At 65.0% G+C, this 18,281-nt stretch carries 16 protein-coding genes; 10 read left to right on the plus strand and 6 right to left on the minus strand.

Features of this window, described 5'->3' with window-relative positions:
* Nucleotides 1-142 precede the first annotated feature (142 nt).
* Nucleotides 143-1,042 carry a LysR family transcriptional regulator gene (locus ACW4E8_RS25075; protein ID WP_456806980.1) on the plus strand — a complete coding sequence of 300 codons (900 nt, stop codon included), beginning with the start codon at nucleotides 143-145 and terminating at the stop codon, nucleotides 1,040-1,042.
* Nucleotides 1,043-1,063: 21 nt separating this feature from the next.
* Here the strand turns inward: ACW4E8_RS25075 and aspA are convergent, their stop codons facing one another.
* From aspA to ACW4E8_RS25095, 4 genes are all read right to left on the minus strand, one after another.
* Nucleotides 1,064-2,491 carry an aspartate ammonia-lyase gene (gene aspA, locus ACW4E8_RS25080; protein WP_456806981.1) on the minus strand — a complete coding sequence of 476 codons (1,428 nt, stop codon included), beginning with the start codon at nucleotides 2,489-2,491 and terminating at the stop codon, nucleotides 1,064-1,066.
* A gap of 493 nt (nucleotides 2,492-2,984) precedes the next feature.
* Complete coding sequence (locus ACW4E8_RS25085; RefSeq protein ID WP_456806982.1) at nucleotides 2,985-4,853, minus strand: TRAP transporter large permease; 1,869 nt, start codon at nucleotides 4,851-4,853, stop codon at nucleotides 2,985-2,987.
* A gap of 62 nt (nucleotides 4,854-4,915) precedes the next feature.
* On the minus strand, nucleotides 4,916-5,935 hold the full coding sequence (locus tag ACW4E8_RS25090; protein WP_456806983.1) for a TRAP transporter substrate-binding protein: 1,020 nt from the start codon (nucleotides 5,933-5,935) through the stop codon (nucleotides 4,916-4,918).
* A gap of 36 nt (nucleotides 5,936-5,971) precedes the next feature.
* Nucleotides 5,972-7,462 (minus strand): mannitol dehydrogenase family protein, encoded by a 1,491-nt coding sequence (locus ACW4E8_RS25095; RefSeq protein WP_456806984.1) that lies wholly within the window; start codon nucleotides 7,460-7,462, stop codon nucleotides 5,972-5,974.
* Between the two features lie 162 nt (nucleotides 7,463-7,624).
* On the opposite strand from ACW4E8_RS25095, the gene ACW4E8_RS25100 reads away from it, so the two are divergent.
* The 8 genes from ACW4E8_RS25100 (at nucleotide 7,625) to ACW4E8_RS25135 (ending at nucleotide 15,473) form a co-directional block, all read left to right on the plus strand.
* On the plus strand, nucleotides 7,625-8,389 hold the full coding sequence (locus ACW4E8_RS25100; RefSeq protein WP_456806985.1) for a GntR family transcriptional regulator: 765 nt from the start codon (nucleotides 7,625-7,627) through the stop codon (nucleotides 8,387-8,389).
* Between the two features lie 18 nt (nucleotides 8,390-8,407).
* Nucleotides 8,408-9,676 carry a D-mannonate dehydratase ManD gene (gene manD, locus ACW4E8_RS25105; protein ID WP_456806986.1) on the plus strand — a complete coding sequence of 423 codons (1,269 nt, stop codon included), beginning with the start codon at nucleotides 8,408-8,410 and terminating at the stop codon, nucleotides 9,674-9,676.
* A gap of 12 nt (nucleotides 9,677-9,688) precedes the next feature.
* A complete protein-coding gene (locus ACW4E8_RS25110; protein WP_456806987.1) occupies nucleotides 9,689-10,723 on the plus strand; it encodes a Zn-dependent oxidoreductase in 1,035 nt (344 codons plus the stop codon).
* A gap of 34 nt (nucleotides 10,724-10,757) precedes the next feature.
* A complete protein-coding gene (locus ACW4E8_RS25115; protein WP_456806988.1) occupies nucleotides 10,758-10,991 on the plus strand; it encodes a hypothetical protein in 234 nt (77 codons plus the stop codon).
* Between the two features lie 44 nt (nucleotides 10,992-11,035).
* Nucleotides 11,036-11,857, plus strand: coding sequence for a type IV toxin-antitoxin system AbiEi family antitoxin domain-containing protein (locus ACW4E8_RS25120; RefSeq protein WP_456807057.1), 822 nt, complete (start codon nucleotides 11,036-11,038; stop codon nucleotides 11,855-11,857).
* Complete coding sequence (locus ACW4E8_RS25125; protein ID WP_456806989.1) at nucleotides 11,841-12,782, plus strand: nucleotidyl transferase AbiEii/AbiGii toxin family protein; 942 nt, start codon at nucleotides 11,841-11,843, stop codon at nucleotides 12,780-12,782. Before ACW4E8_RS25120 ends, ACW4E8_RS25125 begins: the two co-directional genes overlap by 17 nt.
* A gap of 179 nt (nucleotides 12,783-12,961) precedes the next feature.
* A complete protein-coding gene (locus ACW4E8_RS25130) occupies nucleotides 12,962-14,731 on the plus strand; it encodes an alkaline phosphatase family protein (protein WP_456806990.1) in 1,770 nt (589 codons plus the stop codon).
* Between the two features lie 121 nt (nucleotides 14,732-14,852).
* Complete coding sequence (locus tag ACW4E8_RS25135) at nucleotides 14,853-15,473, plus strand: DUF2239 family protein (RefSeq protein ID WP_456806991.1); 621 nt, start codon at nucleotides 14,853-14,855, stop codon at nucleotides 15,471-15,473.
* A 4-nt stretch (nucleotides 15,474-15,477) separates the two neighbouring features.
* On the opposite strand, the gene ACW4E8_RS25140 is transcribed toward ACW4E8_RS25135, so the two are convergent.
* Nucleotides 15,478-15,879 carry a hypothetical protein gene (locus ACW4E8_RS25140; RefSeq protein ID WP_456806992.1) on the minus strand — a complete coding sequence of 134 codons (402 nt, stop codon included), beginning with the start codon at nucleotides 15,877-15,879 and terminating at the stop codon, nucleotides 15,478-15,480.
* 225 nt (nucleotides 15,880-16,104) lie between these two features.
* Nucleotides 16,105-17,076, minus strand: coding sequence for a Bug family tripartite tricarboxylate transporter substrate binding protein (locus ACW4E8_RS25145; RefSeq protein ID WP_456806993.1), 972 nt, complete (start codon nucleotides 17,074-17,076; stop codon nucleotides 16,105-16,107).
* A gap of 124 nt (nucleotides 17,077-17,200) precedes the next feature.
* Between ACW4E8_RS25145 and ACW4E8_RS25150 the strand changes: the two genes are divergently transcribed.
* The gene (locus ACW4E8_RS25150) at nucleotides 17,201-18,205 is read left to right on the plus strand and encodes a LysR substrate-binding domain-containing protein (RefSeq protein ID WP_456806994.1); all 1,005 of its coding nucleotides are present in this window, start codon (nucleotides 17,201-17,203) and stop codon (nucleotides 18,203-18,205) included.
* Nucleotides 18,206-18,281 lie beyond the last annotated feature (76 nt).

Below are 18,281 nucleotides of genomic sequence, written 5' to 3' on the forward strand. Positions count from 1 at the left end.
GGAGACTCTTGGCAATGGATTTGTGGTCGGGTCGTGCGGCACGCGGCAACGCACCGCCCTGGAACCAAAGTCTATGCATGGCGAAAAATTAATAAAAGCGATATATTTTTGAGCTTAGCTCCACGAAAATCGATGAATCGCCATGTTGCGAGAACTGCGCACCTTTATTGCCGTCGCCCGCCACGGCACCTTCGCCAACGCCGGCGCACACATTGGCCTGACGCAGTCGGCCGTCAGCGCGCAGATCCAGCGGCTGGAGTCAGAGCTCGGTTTCGCGCTGTTCGACCGCACCGGCCGTTCAGCGCGCCTGAACACCGCCGGGCGCGAAACGCTGGCGCTGGCCGAGGAGCTGGTGGTGCTGTACGAGCGGATCGGCCACCAGGGCCTCGACATCCAGGGCTCGGGCATGGTGCGCATCGGTGCCATCGCCTCGGCGCAAGCCACCTTCCTGGCCGATGCCATTGCCGCGTTCCGGGCCGAACTGCCCGGCTGCCGTGTGCGGATGGTGCCCGGCGTCTCGCTCAACCTGCTCGGCCAGGTCGACGCCGGCGAGATCGACATCGCCGTCATGATCCGGCCGCCCTATGCGTTGCCCGCCGAACTGGAATGGCGCCCGCTGCTGGAGGAGCCTTTCGAGCTGCTGGCGCCCGCCGCGCAGGCCGGCATGGACTGGAGAGACGCAATCGCCACGGCGCCCTTTATCCGCTATGACCGGGCTTCATTCGGCGGCAGGCTGGTCGACCAGTTCCTGCGCAAGCAACGGATCGTGCCGCAGGAAGCGATCGAGCTCGACGAACTCGAAGGCATCGTGCAACTGGTGGCGCGCGGGCTTGGCGTGGGCCTGCTGCCCCGCATGCTTGCAGGTGGCGCGCGGCCGCCGGGCGTGACGGCGCTGCCGCTTGGCGACGACACGTTCTATCGCGAGGTGGGGCTGGTTGAGCGCGCGCGGCACAGCCGGCAGCCAGTCGCAAGCCGGCTTGCCGACCATATCGACAGGGCGGCCCAGGCGATGGTGGCGTTGGATCGAAGCGATCGGCCTTGACCTGTGGCGCAGGTCCTCCGCTCAGTGCGACTTCCCGTGCAAGTCCAGCGGCACCGGCTGGGTCAGCGTCTCGGGGCGCAGGATGCGGTCGAGTTCTTCTTTCGACAGCAAGCCCTTGCGCAAGACGATTTCATAGACGCTGCCGCCCGTGGCGTGCGCTTCCTGTGCAACGGCGGTCGCGTTCGCATAGCCGATGTAGGGATTGAGCGCCGTCACGACGCCGATCGAGTTCTCGACCGTGGCGCGCAGCCGGTCGGCATTCGCGGTGATGCCTTTGACGCAGCGCTCGGCGAGCGTCAGGCAGCCGTTGCGCAGATGGCTGACGCTCTTGAACAGGCTGTGCGCGATGATCGGCTCGAACGCATTGAGCTGGAGTTGGCCGGCCTCGGCCGCAAAGCTGACAGTGACGTCATTGCCGATGACTTCGAAGGCGATCTGATTCACGACTTCGGGGATCACCGGATTCACCTTGCCGGGCATGATGCTCGAGCCGGCCTGCATCGGCGGCAGGTTGATCTCGCCCAGGCCAGCGCGTGGACCGCTGGATAGCAGCCGCAGGTCGTTACAGGTCTTCGACAGCTTCACGGCAACGCGCTTCAACACGCCGGAGAGCTGCACGAAGGAGCCGCAGTCCTGCGTGGCCTCGATCAGATTGGGTGCGGTCTCCAGCGGGATGCCGGTGATCTCGCGCAGGCGCCGCAGCACCACCGGCGCATACGACGGATGCGCGGTGATGCCGGTGCCGATCGCGGTGGCACCGAGGTTGATCTCGCAGATCAGCATCGCGGCTTCGCGCAGGCGCGCCTCGTCTTCTCCGAGCATCACGGCGTAGGTGCTGAATTCCTGGCCGAGAGTCATCGGCACGGCGTCCTGCAGCTGAGTGCGGCCCATCTTGATGATGTGAGCGAACTCGTCGGCCTTCGCCTCGAAGGCCCGTCGCAGCACCGCCATGGCGTCCACAAGACCGGCGATACCGAACCACGTAGCGACCTTCAGCGCGCTCGGGTAGACATCGTTGGTGCTCTGGCCGATGTTGACGTGCTCGTTCGGGTGCAGGTGCTGGTACTCGCCCTTCTGATGGCCGAGCAGTTCGAGCGCGCGGTTGGCGATCACCTCATTGGCGTTCATGTTGGTCGAGGTGCCGGCGCCGCCCTGAATGACATCGACGACAAACTGGTCGTGCAGCTTCCCGGCAATCAACTCCTGGCAGGCGCCGACGATCGCGTCGCAGCGCGCCTTGTCGAGCAGGCCCAGCTCATGGTTGGCCTGGGCCGCGGCCTGCTTGATCGCAGCCAGCGCCTTGATCAGCTCCGGGTAGATGGAGATCGGGGTGCCTGTGATAGGGAAATTCTCGACGGCGCGCAACGTATGCACGCCGTAGTAGGCCTGGACAGGGACTTCACGGTCACCCAGGAGGTCATGTTCGGTTCTGAAGAGTCCGGCAGTCATGGTTACGCTCCTCGCGTAAGTTGGTATTAGCACTGCTGCCGGAGTCTAGGGAATCGGCCGCACCTGCACCACGTTCGATGCCAAGATTTCATGGGTGTCGCAGCGCAGTGCATGGTTATGCGGAAATGGCATAACCGGGATTCGGTTCTACCGGCCGCCTGCGCACCTGCCAGAGCAATCTGATAGCAAGTTGCGAAAGCGGCGTATTTTGCGTGAAGCTCTAGGAGCGGCCCTGAGCGGGTGCTCTATACTGCCCGATTGCGTCTTCTCAGCCTCTCCTGCCGTGGCTTCTTTACCGCTGCGTCTGGACTACGCCGATTGGCTCGCTTCGCTAAAATCTCGCATCGGGCGCGCCCAGCAACGCGCGGCGGTGGCGGTCAACCAAGCCTTGGTCGTGCTGAACCAGGCTGAGCGATCGCGTTTGCTGGCAATCGGAAGTCTGACCTAAACCCGCGCCCTGGCGCGGGTTTTGCATTTATCGGCCATCCGTAGCTCACAGAAACCCGATCGAGAACCAAGGCACCAGCGTCAGCAGCAGCAAGGCCACCAGCAGCGCCGCCATGTGCGGCCAGACCCGCGGCATGGCCACGTCAGGTGAAACCCGCCCGATGGCGCAAGCCGCGTAGAAGCCGACGCCGAACGGTGGCGCAAACAGGCCCAGGCCCATGGCGAAGATCACTACCATGGCGTAGTGGACTTCATGCACGCCGACGATCTTTGCGATCGGGAACAGCAGCGGGCCGAACAGCACGATGGCCGGGATGCCTTCAAGCAGGCTGCCGAGCAGTACGAATGCCAGCGCGGACACCAGCAGGAATCCGGTCTTGCCGCCCGGTACGGCGGACATGATCTTCACCAGGTCGTCGGCAAAGCCGGATTGCGTCAGCGCCCACGCCATGGTGGTGGCGCAGCCGACGATCAGCAGGATCGCGCCGGACAGCGCAGCGGTATCGACCAGCATCGGGTAGATGCTGCGCCAGTGGAAGCGCCGGTAGACAAGGATGCCGGCGAGCACGGCATAGAAGATGCCGATGGTCGATACCTCGGTCGCGGTCGCGACGCCTTCGACCACGGCGGTGCGGATGATCACGGGCAAGGCCAGCGCCGGCAGGGCCACCAGCAGCGATTTCACGATCACGGCGCGCGTAGGGCGTACCACCGTGCTCATGTCTTCCTTGCGCGTCTGGAACCAGACCACGCAGGCCATCATGACCAGGCCCACGGCCGCCGGCATCAGCCCGCCGATGAAGAGCGAGGTGATCGACACACCGGTGACCGATCCCACCGTGATCAGCACGATGCTGGGCGGGATCGTTTCGGACATCGCGCCGGACGCCGACAACAATCCGATCAGGTCGCCGTCCTTGGCGCCGCGCTGCTTCATTTCCGGGAACAGCGCGGGCGCGACCGCTGCCATGTCGGCTGCCTTTGCGCCGGAGATGCCGGACACGATATACATCGCGCCGAGCAGCACGTACTGCAGGCCGCCGCGCACATGCCCGATCAGGTTGGCCAGGAAACTGATCATGGCGCGCGCCAGTCCGGTCATCTCGATCAACGCGCCCAGGAAAACAAAGAGCGGCACGGCGAGCAGGATCAGGTGCGACATGCCTTCCTGCATGCGGTTCGGGACGATCGACAGCGGGGTCGTGGTGGTGAAGGCCAGGTAGCACATGGTGGCCAGGCCGAAGGCAAAGGCGATCGGCACGCCAACGGCCACGCATGCCACCAGCATCAGCAGGAAGAAGATCACCAGGTTGATGTTGCCGAGTTCTGCCAGCACCGGGGACAAGGCCCACAATATTGCCCCTGTGACGCCTACCGCCACGCCGCTGACGAGAACCAGCTTCCAGTCGGCCTGCGCAACCAGCCGGATGACGGCCGTCGCCAGCATCAGCAGTGCGCCGGCGAGCACCGCCGCGGAGCGATAGCCTTCACTGATCTCCAGCGTTGGCGACGAGACGTCGATGTGTTCAATCAGGTGCTCGTAGGCCGGCCAGACCAGCATCAGCAGGAACGCCACCACCAGCCACATGCCGAAGGCATCGAGCCACGCGCGCCTGGCCGGTGCCAGGTCCTTGATGAAGGTGGTCAGCTGCATATGCGCGCTGCGCTGCAGCGCGATGATGGCGCCCAGCATCGCCAGCCAGAGGAACAGGATGCTGGCCAGTTCATCGGTCCACGGGATTGGCGCATGCAGGACATAGCGTGCGAACGCACCACCGCCCAGGATGGCGATCTCCGCAAGCACGATCAGCGCGGCCGGAATCTCCACGACCCAGCGCACGGCGCGGCCCCAGAAAGCAAGGGTGGCGCCTGGTTCCCGCGGTGCGGCAGCGAAGGTTTCGGCAGTGTGCTCCATCGTCGTGTCTCCATGCGGTACGCGCTGATGCGCGGCTTCTCGTTCGGTCTGGTGGTATGGCGTCAGGCCAGGCGGCCCGCGTATTTCTCGAGCTTGGCCCAGGCTTCCTCGCCGTACTTCTTCTTCCACTCGGTATAGAAGCCCGCGCTTTGCCGCAACTGGCGGAAGGGCGTGGGATCGGGCCGGTTCAGCGTGATGCCCAGCTTGCTCAGTTCCGCCTGCGCATCGACATTCAGCCTGGCGATGTCTGCGCGCTGGCGCAGCGCCGCGCTGTTGAAATGGGTGGCGATGGACGCCTGCACTTCCTTGGGCAGCGCCTGGAATTTCCTGGCGTTGCCGAAGATGAAGTGGCCATCCCAGGTATGCGCGGTGAGCGAGCAGAACTTCTGGACTTCATAGAGCTTGGCGCTGCGGATCAGGGCGAGCGGGTTTTCCTGGCCGTCCACCACTCGCGTCTGCAGCGCGGAGTAGAGCTCGCCGAACGGAATGGCGGTCGGCGAGGCGCCAAGCGCCTTGAACATCGAGATCCAGAGCGGGATGCCGGGCACGCGGATCTTGAAGCCCTTCAGGTCCGCAGGTGTCTGAACCGGCCGGCTGGCCGAGGTGATATTGCGGTAGCCGTTGTCCAGGCACTTGTCGAACACGTGCAGGTTGACCTTGCCCAGCGCTGCCCGCACGTGCGCGCCGACGTCGCCATCCATGGCCGCCCAGACCGTGGCGTAGTCCTTGAAGGCAAAGGCGACCCCGTTGATGCCGGCGGTCGGCACCAGCGTCTGCAGGTTGGTGCCAGCGGTGGACATGAAATCCATGGCCCCGGCGCGGGTCTGCGAGATCATGTCGGGCTCGCTGCCCAACTGGCTGGCGGGATACACCTGGAGGTCCACCTTGCCGCTGGTGTCTTTGCGAATGGCTTCCGCGGCTTCCTTGATGCGCAACGTGCCGGGGTGGTCCGCCGGAAATGCCGTGCCATATTTGAGCCGGATGCTGGCCGCCTGGGCAAGGCCATGGCGCACCGGCAATGCGAGCGCGAGACTGCCGGCGGCCAGGGCGCCGAACTGGCGGCGTGTCAGGGAGAAAGTCATGGTGATGTTTGCTCCTGTATCGGAAGGTTTGGCGCCTTATTGGCTTAGCGGCAGCAATGCGGCCGCGCCCCGGTTTGCCAGTACCGCCAGGTAAGCGGCAAGGCGGGCGGCAAGGGGCGCAGGCCACGGCGTGGTGCCAAAGACGGCAGCATGGCCCAGCGCCTGGTGGACGGCAGCGGCGTCGCAGCCTGCGCTGCGCAGGCGATCGGCCAACGCAGCGGCGCCAGGGTCGCTGATCGTAAGTACCTCGCCGCGGTCGCTGTGGCCGGTTCGCAGGTAGTGCAGCCACATCGCCAGCGCACGCTCAAGGAATGGCCGTTCGATGCCTGCGCTGCAGCTTTCGCGCAAGGCGGGCAGCCAGCGCACGGGGATCTTCTGCGTGCCATCCGTCGCGATCTGCGCGGTCAGGTGGGCGAGGGCGGTATTCTCGAAGCGATGCAGCAGTTCGCGGCAGTAGCGGTCGACGTCATAGCCTGGCGGTGCCGCAACGGTGGCGCGCAAGTCTTTCATCACGCCCCGCGCAAATGCGGCGGCAGCGGGATTCGCCATGACATCTGCGATGCTGGCGAGTCCGCAAAGCTGTCCGGCATAGGCCATTGCCGAATGGGTGCCGTTGAGCAGGCGCAGCTTCATCGCCTGGTAAGGCCGGACATCGGTCGTCAGCAGCGCGCCCCCGGCTTCCCATGCGGGCCGCGGCCCGGCGAAACGGTCTTCAATGACCCATTGCGTGAATGGCTCGCAGACGATTGCCGCTTCGTCGCGCACGCCGAGATGCCGGCTGGCCAGGTCGATGGATGCTGCGCTGGCGGCCGGCACGATCCGGTCGACCATGGAGTTGGGTAGCGCGATGTTGTCATCGATGCGCCGTGCCAGGTTTGGATCGGACAGCTCCGCGAACTGCGCAAGCAGCCGACGCAAGGTGTCGCCATTGCCTGCCATGTTGTCGCAGCACACCACGCTGAGCGGGGCGCCGCGCGGCCGGCGGCGTATGCCCGCCGCCAGGATGCCGAGGGTGCTGCGGGGGCGCTCCGGGTTAGCCAGGTCGTGGCGGATGTCTTCATCGCCGAGGTCGAGCCCGGTCGTGGACGGGTGCTGGCTGTAGCCCTTCTCGGTCACGGTGCTGGTGACGACGCTGACCGCCGGGTCAGCGATGGCGTCAATCACCTGCTGCAGGGCCTGCGGCGCATACAGCGACGCAACGACGGCACCGACGATCCGTGTGTGGCTGGCATCGCCATGACGCTCGGTGACCGAATAGAGATGGTCCTGGGCTTGCAGCGTGTTGCCCGTGGCGGGGCTGCGCAAGCTGACGCCGATGATTCCCCACCGGGAATCGCCCTGCGCCAGGGCGGCTTCGGTGTACAGCGCCTGGTGGGCGCGGTGGAATGCACCCAGGCCCAGATGCACGATGCCCCGGCCCAGGCCGGTGCGATCGTAGCGAGGACGCTCAACCCCGGCACGCACCTTGAGAAGGGCTTCTTGTGAGAGGCGCTGATGGCGTGCTGCCGTGGCGGAGGTGGGCTGCATATCTATAAAGAATCACATTTCTTTGATAACTGCCATGGTAGTGCGGCGGTGATATGCACTGTAGCGGTGGGTATTTGACGAATCCATGCGGGTTTACGCCGAATCATGGAGAAAACATCGACGTGCTACCATGGCAGTAACACTCATATAACCGACCCCCAAATGCGCGCCTCCCGTATCTCGCTTGTCCGCGAAAATTCCCAGGAAGCCCTGAATGCCGACGAGGTCCTGACCCGTGCGCTGGCTGGATTCCAGCTGGAAAAGGACCGCTCCTATACCGCCCAGGTCCATGCGATGTTGCAGCGAGCCATCGTGCGCGGCACGCTGCCCCCGCGCATGGCGCTGTCGGAGGCGGCGATCTCCCGGGCGATAGAGGTCAGCCGCACGCCGGTGCGGGAAGCACTGGCCATGCTGGCCGACGAGCAGCTGGTGCAGATCTACCGGCAGGTGGGCACGATCGTGGCGCCGGTGCGCACTTCGCTGATCGAAGAGGGGCGTTTCGTGCGCTGCACGCTTGAATGTGCCAATCACGTGCAACTGGCGCTGTCCATCACGAGCGAGCAACTGGCGGAGTTCGGCAGCATCGTCGAGCGCCAGCGCAACGCTGTCGCCAGCAACCAGACCGACTTGTTCTCGGAGCTGGATGAGCTGATGCACCGCAGGCTGTTCGAGTTTGCGGGCCGGCACAACGTGTGGGCCATGCTCGAGCCCATCAAGCGGCATTTCGACCGGGTGCGCTGGCTGCTGCTGGGCCGGGTGGCCGACCACGCCAGCCGCGCGCTGCAGGAGCACGAGCAGATGCTGGCGCAGATGGCGGCGCGCGATGTCGCGGGCCTCGGTGCCAGCGTCGCTTCGCATATCAACCACATCACCGAGCACCTCCAGGCGCTGCGCAAGCAGGCGCCGGAGAGCTATTTCACTGACTGACCTCGCGGGGGACGCGACTTGAAGATCGAATCAGTACAGACCATTGTCACCTGTCCGGGGCGCAACTTTGTCACGGTCAAGGTGATGACGGATGAAGGCGTCCATGGCCTGGGCGATGCCACGCTCAACGGGCGGGAACTGGCGGTCCAGGCCTATCTGGACGAGCACGTGATTCCGTGCCTGATCGGGCGCGATCCCCGCAACCTCGAAGACATCTGGCAATACCTGTATCGGGGCGCCTACTGGCGCCNCCCCCCCCCCCCCCACCCCCACCCCCCCCCCCCCCCCCCCCCCCCCCCCCCCCCCCCCCCCGGCCCGGTCACGATGACCGCCATCGCAGCCATCGACATGGCCTTGTGGGATATCAAGGGCAAGCTGGCCGGCATGCCGGTGTACCAGTTGCTGGGCGGCAGAAGCCGGCAGGGGCTGATGGTGTATGGCCATGCCAACGGGCGCGACCACGCCGAGGCCGTGGAGGCCGTGCAGCGTCATGTGGAGCAGGGCTACAAGGCCATCCGCGTGCAGTCCGGCGTGCCCGGCCTGGGCAAGGTGTATGGCGTGGGCAAGGGTGGCGGGCATTACGAGCCCGCCGAGAAAGGCCTGCCGCCGGAAGAGCCCTGGGATACTTCGCTCTACCTGCGCCATACGCCTGAACTGTTCCGCAAGGTGCGGGACACCGTGGGTTTCGGGCCCCACCTGCTGCACGACGCCCACCATCGCCTGACGCCGATCGAGGCCGCGCGGCTCGGCAAGGAGCTTGAGCCCTTCAGCCTGTTCTGGCTGGAAGACGCCACGCCGGCAGAGAACCAGGAGGCGTTCCGGCTGATCCGCCAGCACACCACCACGCCGCTGGCCGTGGGGGAAGTCTTCAACTCGGTCTGGGACTGCAAGACGCTGATCAGCGAGCAACTGGTCGACTACATCCGCGCCACCATCGTGCACGCGGGCGGCATCACCCATGTGCGGCGCATCGCGGATTTCGCAGCCATGTACCAGGTACGGACAGGGTTCCATGGGGCGACCGACCTGTCGCCGGTGTGCATGGCGGCCGCGGTCAACTTCGGGCTGTGGGCGCCCAACTTCGGCATCCAGGAGCTGATGCCGCACAGCGAACTGACTGATGCGGTCTTTCCGCACAACTACCGCTTCGAAGACGGCTACCTGGTCATGGATGAGGTGCCGGGTCTCGGTGTCGATATCGACGAAGCGCTGGCCGCAAAGTATCCGTACGAACGTGCCTATCTGCCGGTCGCACGGCTGGCGGATGGCTCGATGTGGCACTGGTAGCCGGAGTTTCCGATGCTTAGCATTGTTGTCGAAGAACCCAACAGCATGGCCGTGTGCGAGCGGCCAATGCCGGAGCCTGCTGCTGGCGAGGTGCGCGTACGCGTGCGCTATGCCGGCATCTGCGGTTCCGACCTGCATATCTTCCGCGGTCACAATCCGTTCGTGGCGTATCCGCGCGTCATCGGCCACGAGTTCGTCGGCACCATCGATGCCGTGGGTGCCGGGGTGGATGCATCGCGCATCGGCCAGCGCGTGGTGGCGGATCCGGTCATCAGCTGCGGACAATGCCACGCATGCCGGATCGGCCGCCAGAACGTGTGCAGCCGGCTGCAGGTGATCGGGGTGCACCGCGACGGTGGCTTCAGCGAGTACTCTTGCGTGCCGGCCCGCAATGCCTATGTGATTCCGGACGGCATGCCCGAAGCCAGCGCTTCGGTGATCGAGCCGTTTGCCGTGGCTGCCAATGTCACGCACCGCACCGGCGTGCTTGCGCAGGACGTGGCATTGATCTATGGCGCGGGGCCGGTCGGGCTCAACCTGATGCAGGTGCTCAAGCGCGTCCATGGCATCCGCGCCTACATCACGGATCGCCTCGACGAGCGGTTGGCGCTCGCACGGCAATGCGGTGCCGGTGAGGACGAAGTCATCAACACCGCGCGCGAGCCCCTCGAGCAGGCGCTGGCGGCGCGAGGCGTGGAAGGCGGTCCGACACTGATCTTCGACGCCGTATGCCATCCGGCCATCCTGGAGGAGGCCGTGCGCATTGCGGCACCGGCCGGGCGTATCGGTGTATTGGGCTTTTCGCCAACGCCATCGGCGATCCCGCAGCAGGAACTCACCAAGAAAGAGCTGACGTTGTATGCCTCGCGGCTGAACTGCGCGATGTTCCCGACGGTGATTGACTGGATCGCGAAAGGCCTGGTCAATCCCGGGCAAATTGTCACGCACCACGTCGATTTTCGCGATGTTGCCGGCGCGTTTGCACTGGCCGAGGGCAATCCGGGCGAATGCTGCAAGGTGCTGCTTGACTTTGGCCATGGTGGCTGACGTGGCAAGTACCCGGCGCTTCGATATCTAGGCCATGGTTGAGTTCAACCAGACAAGCGGACACGGGGCTCGTACCTACCTGCAGGACGACCTGGTTGGCGCGGCGCGGTGGGCGGGAATTGCGGCGGCACTGGCAACGACAGGCTTTGGCGCGGTCGAGCCGCTGCCTGTTGGGCATGTGGTGCGGGAGCTGTGGGCGGCGCACGGTGGGTGGTTTATTTTTGTTGCAAAAAGAACACTGATAGTGCTCAAATCGGCATCGAACTAAACCTTCCGTTGGCAAGGGTTTGTCAAGCGTGTATTTTGAACACCATGAGTGATCAAAATCACGGAAAGCTAAACCAACTTCTAGCAAGGCTTGGTGATACCACCTTGGTATCCAGCCGATGGCTGCGCGCGCATGGGTATTCCAACAGCCTTGTCGCACGCTATGTGGCCAGCGGCTGGCTGGTTTCGCCAGCGCGTGGCGTCTACATGAGGCAGGGCGGGCGCCTGCAGTGGCAAGGCGTGGTCCATAGCCTTCAGGCCAACGAGGCATTGGCTGTGCACGTCGGTGGGCGCTTTGCGCTGGCCATGCAGGGGCATGAGCACTACCTGCGCCTGGGCGAAGCGGGCACGATCACGCTTTATGGGCCGCAACGGCTGCCAGGCTGGGTGGGCAAGCTGCCATTGAACGAACACTTCGAGTTTCACGGCAAGGGGCCTTTCGACCTGACTGCGTTGCGCTTCATGCCCGAACTGCCGGAAAAGGCGTTGCTCGATCAGGGACTGACATGGCATGAGGCCAGCCCAGGCACCGATGCCCTGGCTTGTTCCACGCCGGAGCGGGCCATGCTGGAACTGTGCGATGGCGTGGCAAATGCGGCCCTGGTCTATGAGGTCGATGCGCTGATGCAGGCGATGACGACGCTGCGGCCGCAGCGGGTCGGCATGATGCTGCGCCATTGCCGCAGCATCAAGGCCAAGCGCCTGTTTTTGGCCCTGGCCGAACGTCACCGGCATGCATGGCTGGCGCATGTGCCACTCGATGGCGTCGATCTGGGCCGGGGCAAGCGCGCGCTGGTGCCCGGTGGACGCCTGCATCCGACCTACCAGATTACTTTGCCTGGAGACCTGGATGAGCATCTGGGATAAGCGCTATACCGACCGGGTGCAATTGCTGGTCGAGATCCTGCCGGCCCTGGCGAAAGAGCCGCGCTTCGCACTTAAAGGGGGCACGGCGATCAACCTGTTCGAGCATGACCTTCCGCGGTTGTCGGTGGACATCGACCTGGCCTGGTTGCCCGTGCATGACTTCGCCGAGGACGCGGCCTTGATTGCTGCGGCATTGGAGCAACTGGCCGATGCACTGCGCGCCCGCCCGCTGCAACTGCAGGTGCAGTCGTCGGCGGGCGAGGGTACGCGGTCGGTGACGCGATTGGTGGCCAGCCGTGGCCGCGCGCGCGTGCAGGTCGAGACCACACCGGTCATGCGCGGCACCGTGCATCCGTTGCGCACCATGGTGGTCAGGCCGAAGGTGGAGGAGGCTTTTGGCTTCGCCTCCGTGCAGGTGCTTGATTTCGCCGATCTTTATGCCGGCAAGCTGGCCGCAGCGTTGTCGAGGCAGCATCCGCGCGATCTGTTTGATGTCAGTCTGCTGCTGGAGGACGAACGTGCGGATGAGAGGCTCTGGCGGACTTTCCTGGTGTACCTGACCTGCAGCCCCAAACCTGCCTGGGAGATGCTGGCCCCTCGGGTGCCGGCGGATTTCGCGGCAACGTTCGACGCGCATTTCAAAGGGATGACTGCCGAGCCGGTCAGTGCGCAAGCGCTGCTGGAAAGTCGCGAGCGCCTGCTGGCGAGAGTGGCGGGGTGGCTGGATGAGCCATCCTGCGCGTTTCTTTGGTCCGTGGAGGATGAGAAGCCGGATTTCGGGCTCATCGAGCTTCCTCACGCAGGTGAGTTGCCGGGGGTACGGCGCAAGTTGCATAACCTGGCCCAGCGCTCGGCCGCCAAGCGGCAGGCGGATCGTCGCGAGCTGGAACAGACGCTGGCGCGGCTCACAGGGCGGGGTGCCTGAAGCGCCGGCCCCTGGCGCAGTCAGCAGGTGGCGCTTGACGCGCATTCTCTCTTCGTTCACCTTATGTCCCCGGCATAGATGGCCAGGCGTCCCATTGCCGGCGCCAGGCTTTGCGCGGCGATTGCGCCAGCGCAGCCCGCGAGCGAACAACAAAGGGTGACCAAAGGGAGACCATCACAATGAGCAAGCTACTGCTCGGACCCGTGCTGTCGTTTCGTGGCCTCGGAACGGATGGCTCATGGAAGGTTACGGCGCTCGTTGGCATAGAAGATCAAGCCAGGGTTCCGCAGGTCACCGTGGAAGGCCGCAAGGCCGGCAAGCCGGTGACCCTGCTGCAGCATGCGGGCCGCACCTATCTGCGCTACGACTTGTCCTGCAAGCTGCGCAAGAACGAACGGCGGGTACCGTACAGCATCGAAGGTGTCGGAGAGGCGTGGCACTTTACCGTGCCCGGCAAGGGCTACGCGCCGCGCATGGCCTATGTTTCGTGCAACGGATTCTCCGACCCGAGCGGCATGCGCAAGCTGGTCAAGGCTGAGAATGCGGTATGGGCGGACTTGCTGTGCAACCACGACAAGGAAGTCCGTCCGGCAGGCTTTGAGCTGGACAAGGAGCAACTCTGGCATGAGGCGCGTACCCATGACCAGGGCAATCAGCGGTTCCATCTGATGCTGATGGGCGGCGACCAGATCTACTTCGATTCGATCTGGGAAGACATCAAGTTGCTGAAGCGCTGGATCGGGTTGACGCGAGAGGAGCAGCTGCAGTACCCGGTGGACGCTGACCTCGAGAAAGAAATCGAGGACTACTATTTCAAGCTCTACAGCGAGCGCTGGCTGCCTCATGCAAGGTCAGGGTGGGGTAGTCCAGACAAGCCGCTCGACGCTGCCCAGGCCATGGCACGCATCCCCACGGTGATGATGTGGGATGACCATGACATCTTCGACGGCTGGGGTTCCTATAGTCCTGAGATGCAGCGCAGTCCGTTGTTCCAGCGGCTGTTCTTCCATGCGCGCCGGGCCTTCTGGGTCTTCCAGATGCAGCATGCTGTCGAACAGCTTCCCGACCTGGTGCCGCGCACTGACGTCCGGGTTCGGTCTGACGATCCATTGTTCGAACCGGTCAAGTGGTCTCAGGTGCTGTCCGGTGACAAGCTTGCGCTTCCGCTATTGGATCAGCAGCCAGGATTCACCTTCACGCATTCCGTTGGCCCGGTCACCCTGATCGTTGCCGACCTGAGAACGGAACGATCTCAGGAGCAAGTTCTCGGACCCGGCACCTGGGGTGCACTGCAGGGGTGGCTGGCGGGGCTTGGAGCGGGCCACGTTGCGCCCTCTGGCACCAACTGCCAGCATCTGCTGCTGATGTCCTCCGTGCCGGTGGTCCATCCCAAGCTGTCGCTGGCTGAAGCTTTCCTGGACAACTTTGGCCAGGATCATGTGCTCGACAGCAGTGCCGATGACCTAAAGGACCACTGGACCCACGACGATCACGAGGGCGAGCGGAAGCGCATGGTGGAGACCTTGCTCAAGACAGCCAGCCAGAAGCAGCTGCGGGTGACGATCATCTCTGGTGATGTCCATGTCGCGGCCTGGGGTGTTGCCTACAGGAAAGACGTGGGGCCGAAGGACAACTGGGCGCAGATACAGCAGCTGACCTGTACTGCCGTGGTGCATCCCTCGCTGGTCGGGGTCATGGAGCGTCTGTTCTTCCATGTGCTGAACAACGTCGCCCAGTCGAAGCAGGCGCTTGATGTCAACCTGTCTGCGGAAATGATGCTCTTTCCCGGATCCAACCGGTATGTGATGCCGGCCAGGAACTGGCTTGCCATCGAACTGGACCGGGGCACGGACAACCCGAACGGCTGCAAGCTGTGGGCGACGTGGCGGTGCGAGACCAAGGCGGCGTTCACCAATCACCTGCTGGCTACTGATCCGGTGAACTTATAGTTTTGGTCGAAGCTGGAACCCTGGTGACCCGAAAGCGAGATGGTTTTATTTATACCCGGATGATATTGACATCTTATTTTATCCGGGTAATATTCGGGGATCGTCTCCCAGGGGCATCCCCATGACCAACGCAACGCTTCACAACTACACCACCTTCGACGGCCACCGGCGGATCGCCACGGGCTCGCTGCAAGCCAATGCGCTGGCGCTCAAGCGCGCGCTGGAAGCTGGCGCGGGCGGACCCGTGCTGGTTTTCGACGACAGCACCGGGCGCTCGATCGACCTGGATACGAGCGGGACGGAGGCCGCCGTACTTGAGCGGACTGCCGAGCGCGCCGCGCAACTCGAATCCCTGCGGCAGCCAGCCGGCGAGAACGCCGAAGCAGCGGATGTGGCCGCGCCCCGGGGCCGAGGGCGCCCGAAGCTTGGCGTGGTATCGCGCGAGGTGACGCTGCTGCCGCGCCATTGGGAATGGCTGGCCGCCCAGCCAGGCGGGGCATCCGTGGCCCTGCGCAAGCTGGTCGAGCAGGCGCGCCGGGACAACGCGGACAAGGACCGCAGCCGCCGCGCCAGCGAACGGGCCTACCACTTCATGGTGGCGATGGCGGGAGATTTGCCCGGCTTCGAGGAAGCCACGCGGGCCTTGTTCGCGGGCGATGTGGCGGGCTTTGCGCAGCGGATCGAGGCATGGCCGGTGGATATCCGCGAGCACGCGATGCGCCTTGCGGACAGCAACGCCTGAACGCTCAGATGCCGCCCAGCAGGTCATGCGCATCCACGATCGCATAGGCGATTTCGGGATGCACTTCCATGCTGCGGCGGATGGCGGCGGGGATCGACTGGCGGATCTTGCGGCACAGGCCGGGCTGCTCCTGCACCTGGATGCTGATGCCGCGCACCGTCCGCACGCCGCGGGCGCTGGGGGTGATGGTCAGCACGATGCCCAGCTGGGTCTGCATCAGGCTTTCCATGCGCTGCAATTCAGCCAGGCTGGTCAGGCTCTCAAGCCGTTCGACCAGCCGCTTTTCCTCGGCGCGGGTAAGCCGCAGCACGCGCAAGTCAGCGTTGGGGTCACTCAGCAAGGCTTCGCGCCCGCAGATGCAGGCGCCGGGCGGGCATTCCGTGCGAAGAGAGAGCGGCGCGTTCATGTGGGGCGCGGCCACAAGGCCGCAAGATGGCGGGGGCGATGACCGGATATGTTAATTCAGATTGCCGGTTGCCCGCTGCGGGCGCGCCATCTTTCCCGCCGCCCCTCAGGTCTGCGGCCGCAGCACCTTGCCTGGCCGCGCCCTGCCGGTTTCGCGGCCATCCCACACCTGTTCGCCATTGGCCCGCACCGGGCCCATGGCAATGCCTGGCTGCTCGGGCATGGTTCAGTCCAGCTGCTCGATATGGGCCGACTTAATCAGGGCACGCCATTTGGCGGTCTCAGCATCGATCAGCTTCCGGAACTGCGCGGGCGAGCCGCCGGCCGGCTCGGCGCCCAGCGCCGCCAGGCCCTTGCGCACGTCCGGCGCCTGCAGCGCAGCTTGCAGCGCGGCGTTGATCTTGTCGATCACCGGCGCCGGCGTGCCGCGCCGCGCGACCACGCCGCCCCACGCCACGGTCTCATAGCCCTTGACTCCGCTCTCGTCGAGGGTCGGCACGTCCGGCAGCAGCGCCAGCCGCTTCAGGCTGCTGACCGCCAGCGCACGCACCTTGCCGCCACGGACCAGCGGCATCGCTTCCGAGGTATTGCTGAACATGAAGTCGAGCCGGCCGCCCATCAGGTCCTGCAAAGCGGCCGGGCCACCGTTGTACGGGATGAAAGCGATATCGGCCCGGGCCATCGACTTGAACAACTCGCCGCCCATATGGCCGGTGGTGCCGACGCCCGACGCGCCATACGACATCCGCCCGGGCTGCGCATGCGCTCGCGCAATCAGATCCTTCACACTGTGCAGCGGCGAATTCACCGGTACGATCAGCACGTTGTACAGGTTGAACAGGTGGATCACCGGCACCAGGTCGCGATCCACATCGTAGGGCAGCTTGCGGAACAGCGAGCGGTTGACCGCCAGCGTGTTGATATTGCCGTAGCCGATGACGGTGCCGTCCGGCGCAGCGCGCTGGATCGCGGCAATGCCGAGGTTGCCGGCGGCGCCGGGCCGGTTGTCTATTACCATGGTCACGCCGCTTTCATGCGAGGCCTGGTTGACCACCAGCCGCGACAGCACGTCAGGCGAACCTCCGGCCGCTGACGGCACCACGAAGGTGACCGGCTTGTCGGTCCATGACTGCGGCTGCGCGGCACACACATGCGTGGCGGCAAGAAGGCTGAGCGCAATGGCAAGGCGGCGAAGCATGCTGACTCCTCAAGTGTGGGCATGCGGGCCAGACTAGCAGCGGCCCGGCAAAAACCACTCATCGAAAGATGTGCATGCGTCATCAGCGAAAGTTATCGGTATGGCGATTTTTCTGAGGCACGACATGACGCGCAGTGGTTGGTGGGAGGCTCTGGAAACGGATCTGGAGGTGCAGCAAGGCGGCAATGGCGAAGCGCCTGCCAATGACCGGCCGCTCAACCTGCGGCAGATCGAAGTGTTCCGCGCGATCATGCTGGCGGGGTCGGTCAGCGGTGCCGGGCGCATGCTGCATGTGTCGCAGCCCGCGGTGAGCCGGGTGCTGGCGCTGACTGAGCGCCGCCTTGGCTATGCGCTGTTTGAGCGTGCGCGCGGCAAATTGCTGCCGACTGCGGAAGCGCGGCGCTTGTATGCCGAGGTGGAAGCGGTCTATGGCGGCGTGGCGCGCGTCAATGATCTGGCCGTCGCGTTGGCTCGCGAGGGTGCCGGTGCCTTGCGCGTGGTCGCCAGCGCCGCTTTCGGGCAGCAACTGGTGCCGCGCGTGCTGGCGGCGATGCGTGTGGGTGGCGTGCAGGCACGGATCGACTACCGCAGTGCGACCGCCGCCGAACTGGTCGGAGTATTCCTGGGCGGGCAGGCCGATGTCGGCGTGTCGATGGTGCCGGCGGAACATCCTGCATTGGATTCGGTGCTGCTGGGCCACCAGCCGCTGCTGTGCATCCTGCCCCGCGACCATCCGCTGGCCGGTCGCGCCGTGCTGGCGCCGGACGATGTGGCCGGCGCGGCATGGGTTGGCTATCCGCCAGACACGCCGCTGGGCCGCGCGCTGGCGGGCTTCTTCGCTGGCTGCGTCAGTCACGCCGCGCCCCCCGCCATCGAGGTGCATTCCCCAGTCGCGGCGTCCGCCTTTGTGCAGCAGGGGCTGGGCCTGGCGCTGGTCGATGCGTGGAGCGTGACGCCCGCGCTGCGCGCCACGCTGGCGGTGCGGCCGGTGTCGCCTGCGGTCACGCTGGAGATCTGGGCAACACATTCACGCCTGGTACCGCTGCCGCTGGCGGGACGCCGCTTCCTGGCGTCGGTGGGCAAGGTGCTGCGGGATACCCCGCAGCCTGCCGTGGGTATGCCAGCATAGTCCGGCAACGATTGCCGATCCGGTCTATGCTCGCCGCTGCGGTACGACCCACGCCTTCGGCCACCACGACAAATCA

Source organism: Cupriavidus sp. CP313, assembly GCF_054072015.1.

What these genes read in the sequence shown, in the direction of transcription:
- ACW4E8_RS25075 (WP_456806980.1), top strand. Translation starts at nt 143, where the DNA reads ATGTTGCGAGAACTGCGCACCTTTATTGCCGTCGCCCGCCACGGCACC.
- aspA (WP_456806981.1), bottom strand. Translation starts at nt 2,491, where the DNA reads ATGACTGCCGGACTCTTCAGAACCGAACATGACCTCCTGGGTGACCGT.
- ACW4E8_RS25085 (WP_456806982.1), bottom strand. Translation starts at nt 4,853, where the DNA reads ATGGAGCACACTGCCGAAACCTTCGCTGCCGCACCGCGGGAACCAGGC.
- ACW4E8_RS25090 (WP_456806983.1), bottom strand. Translation starts at nt 5,935, where the DNA reads ATGACTTTCTCCCTGACACGCCGCCAGTTCGGCGCCCTGGCCGCCGGC.
- ACW4E8_RS25095 (WP_456806984.1), bottom strand. Translation starts at nt 7,462, where the DNA reads ATGCAGCCCACCTCCGCCACGGCAGCACGCCATCAGCGCCTCTCACAA.
- ACW4E8_RS25100 (WP_456806985.1), top strand. Translation starts at nt 7,625, where the DNA reads ATGCGCGCCTCCCGTATCTCGCTTGTCCGCGAAAATTCCCAGGAAGCC.
- ACW4E8_RS25110 (WP_456806987.1), top strand. Translation starts at nt 9,689, where the DNA reads ATGCTTAGCATTGTTGTCGAAGAACCCAACAGCATGGCCGTGTGCGAG.
- ACW4E8_RS25115 (WP_456806988.1), top strand. Translation starts at nt 10,758, where the DNA reads ATGGTTGAGTTCAACCAGACAAGCGGACACGGGGCTCGTACCTACCTG.
- ACW4E8_RS25120 (WP_456807057.1), top strand. Translation starts at nt 11,036, where the DNA reads ATGAGTGATCAAAATCACGGAAAGCTAAACCAACTTCTAGCAAGGCTT.
- ACW4E8_RS25125 (WP_456806989.1), top strand. Translation starts at nt 11,841, where the DNA reads ATGAGCATCTGGGATAAGCGCTATACCGACCGGGTGCAATTGCTGGTC.
- ACW4E8_RS25130 (WP_456806990.1), top strand. Translation starts at nt 12,962, where the DNA reads ATGAGCAAGCTACTGCTCGGACCCGTGCTGTCGTTTCGTGGCCTCGGA.
- ACW4E8_RS25135 (WP_456806991.1), top strand. Translation starts at nt 14,853, where the DNA reads ATGACCAACGCAACGCTTCACAACTACACCACCTTCGACGGCCACCGG.
- ACW4E8_RS25140 (WP_456806992.1), bottom strand. Translation starts at nt 15,879, where the DNA reads ATGAACGCGCCGCTCTCTCTTCGCACGGAATGCCCGCCCGGCGCCTGC.
- ACW4E8_RS25145 (WP_456806993.1), bottom strand. Translation starts at nt 17,076, where the DNA reads ATGCTTCGCCGCCTTGCCATTGCGCTCAGCCTTCTTGCCGCCACGCAT.
- ACW4E8_RS25150 (WP_456806994.1), top strand. Translation starts at nt 17,201, where the DNA reads ATGACGCGCAGTGGTTGGTGGGAGGCTCTGGAAACGGATCTGGAGGTG.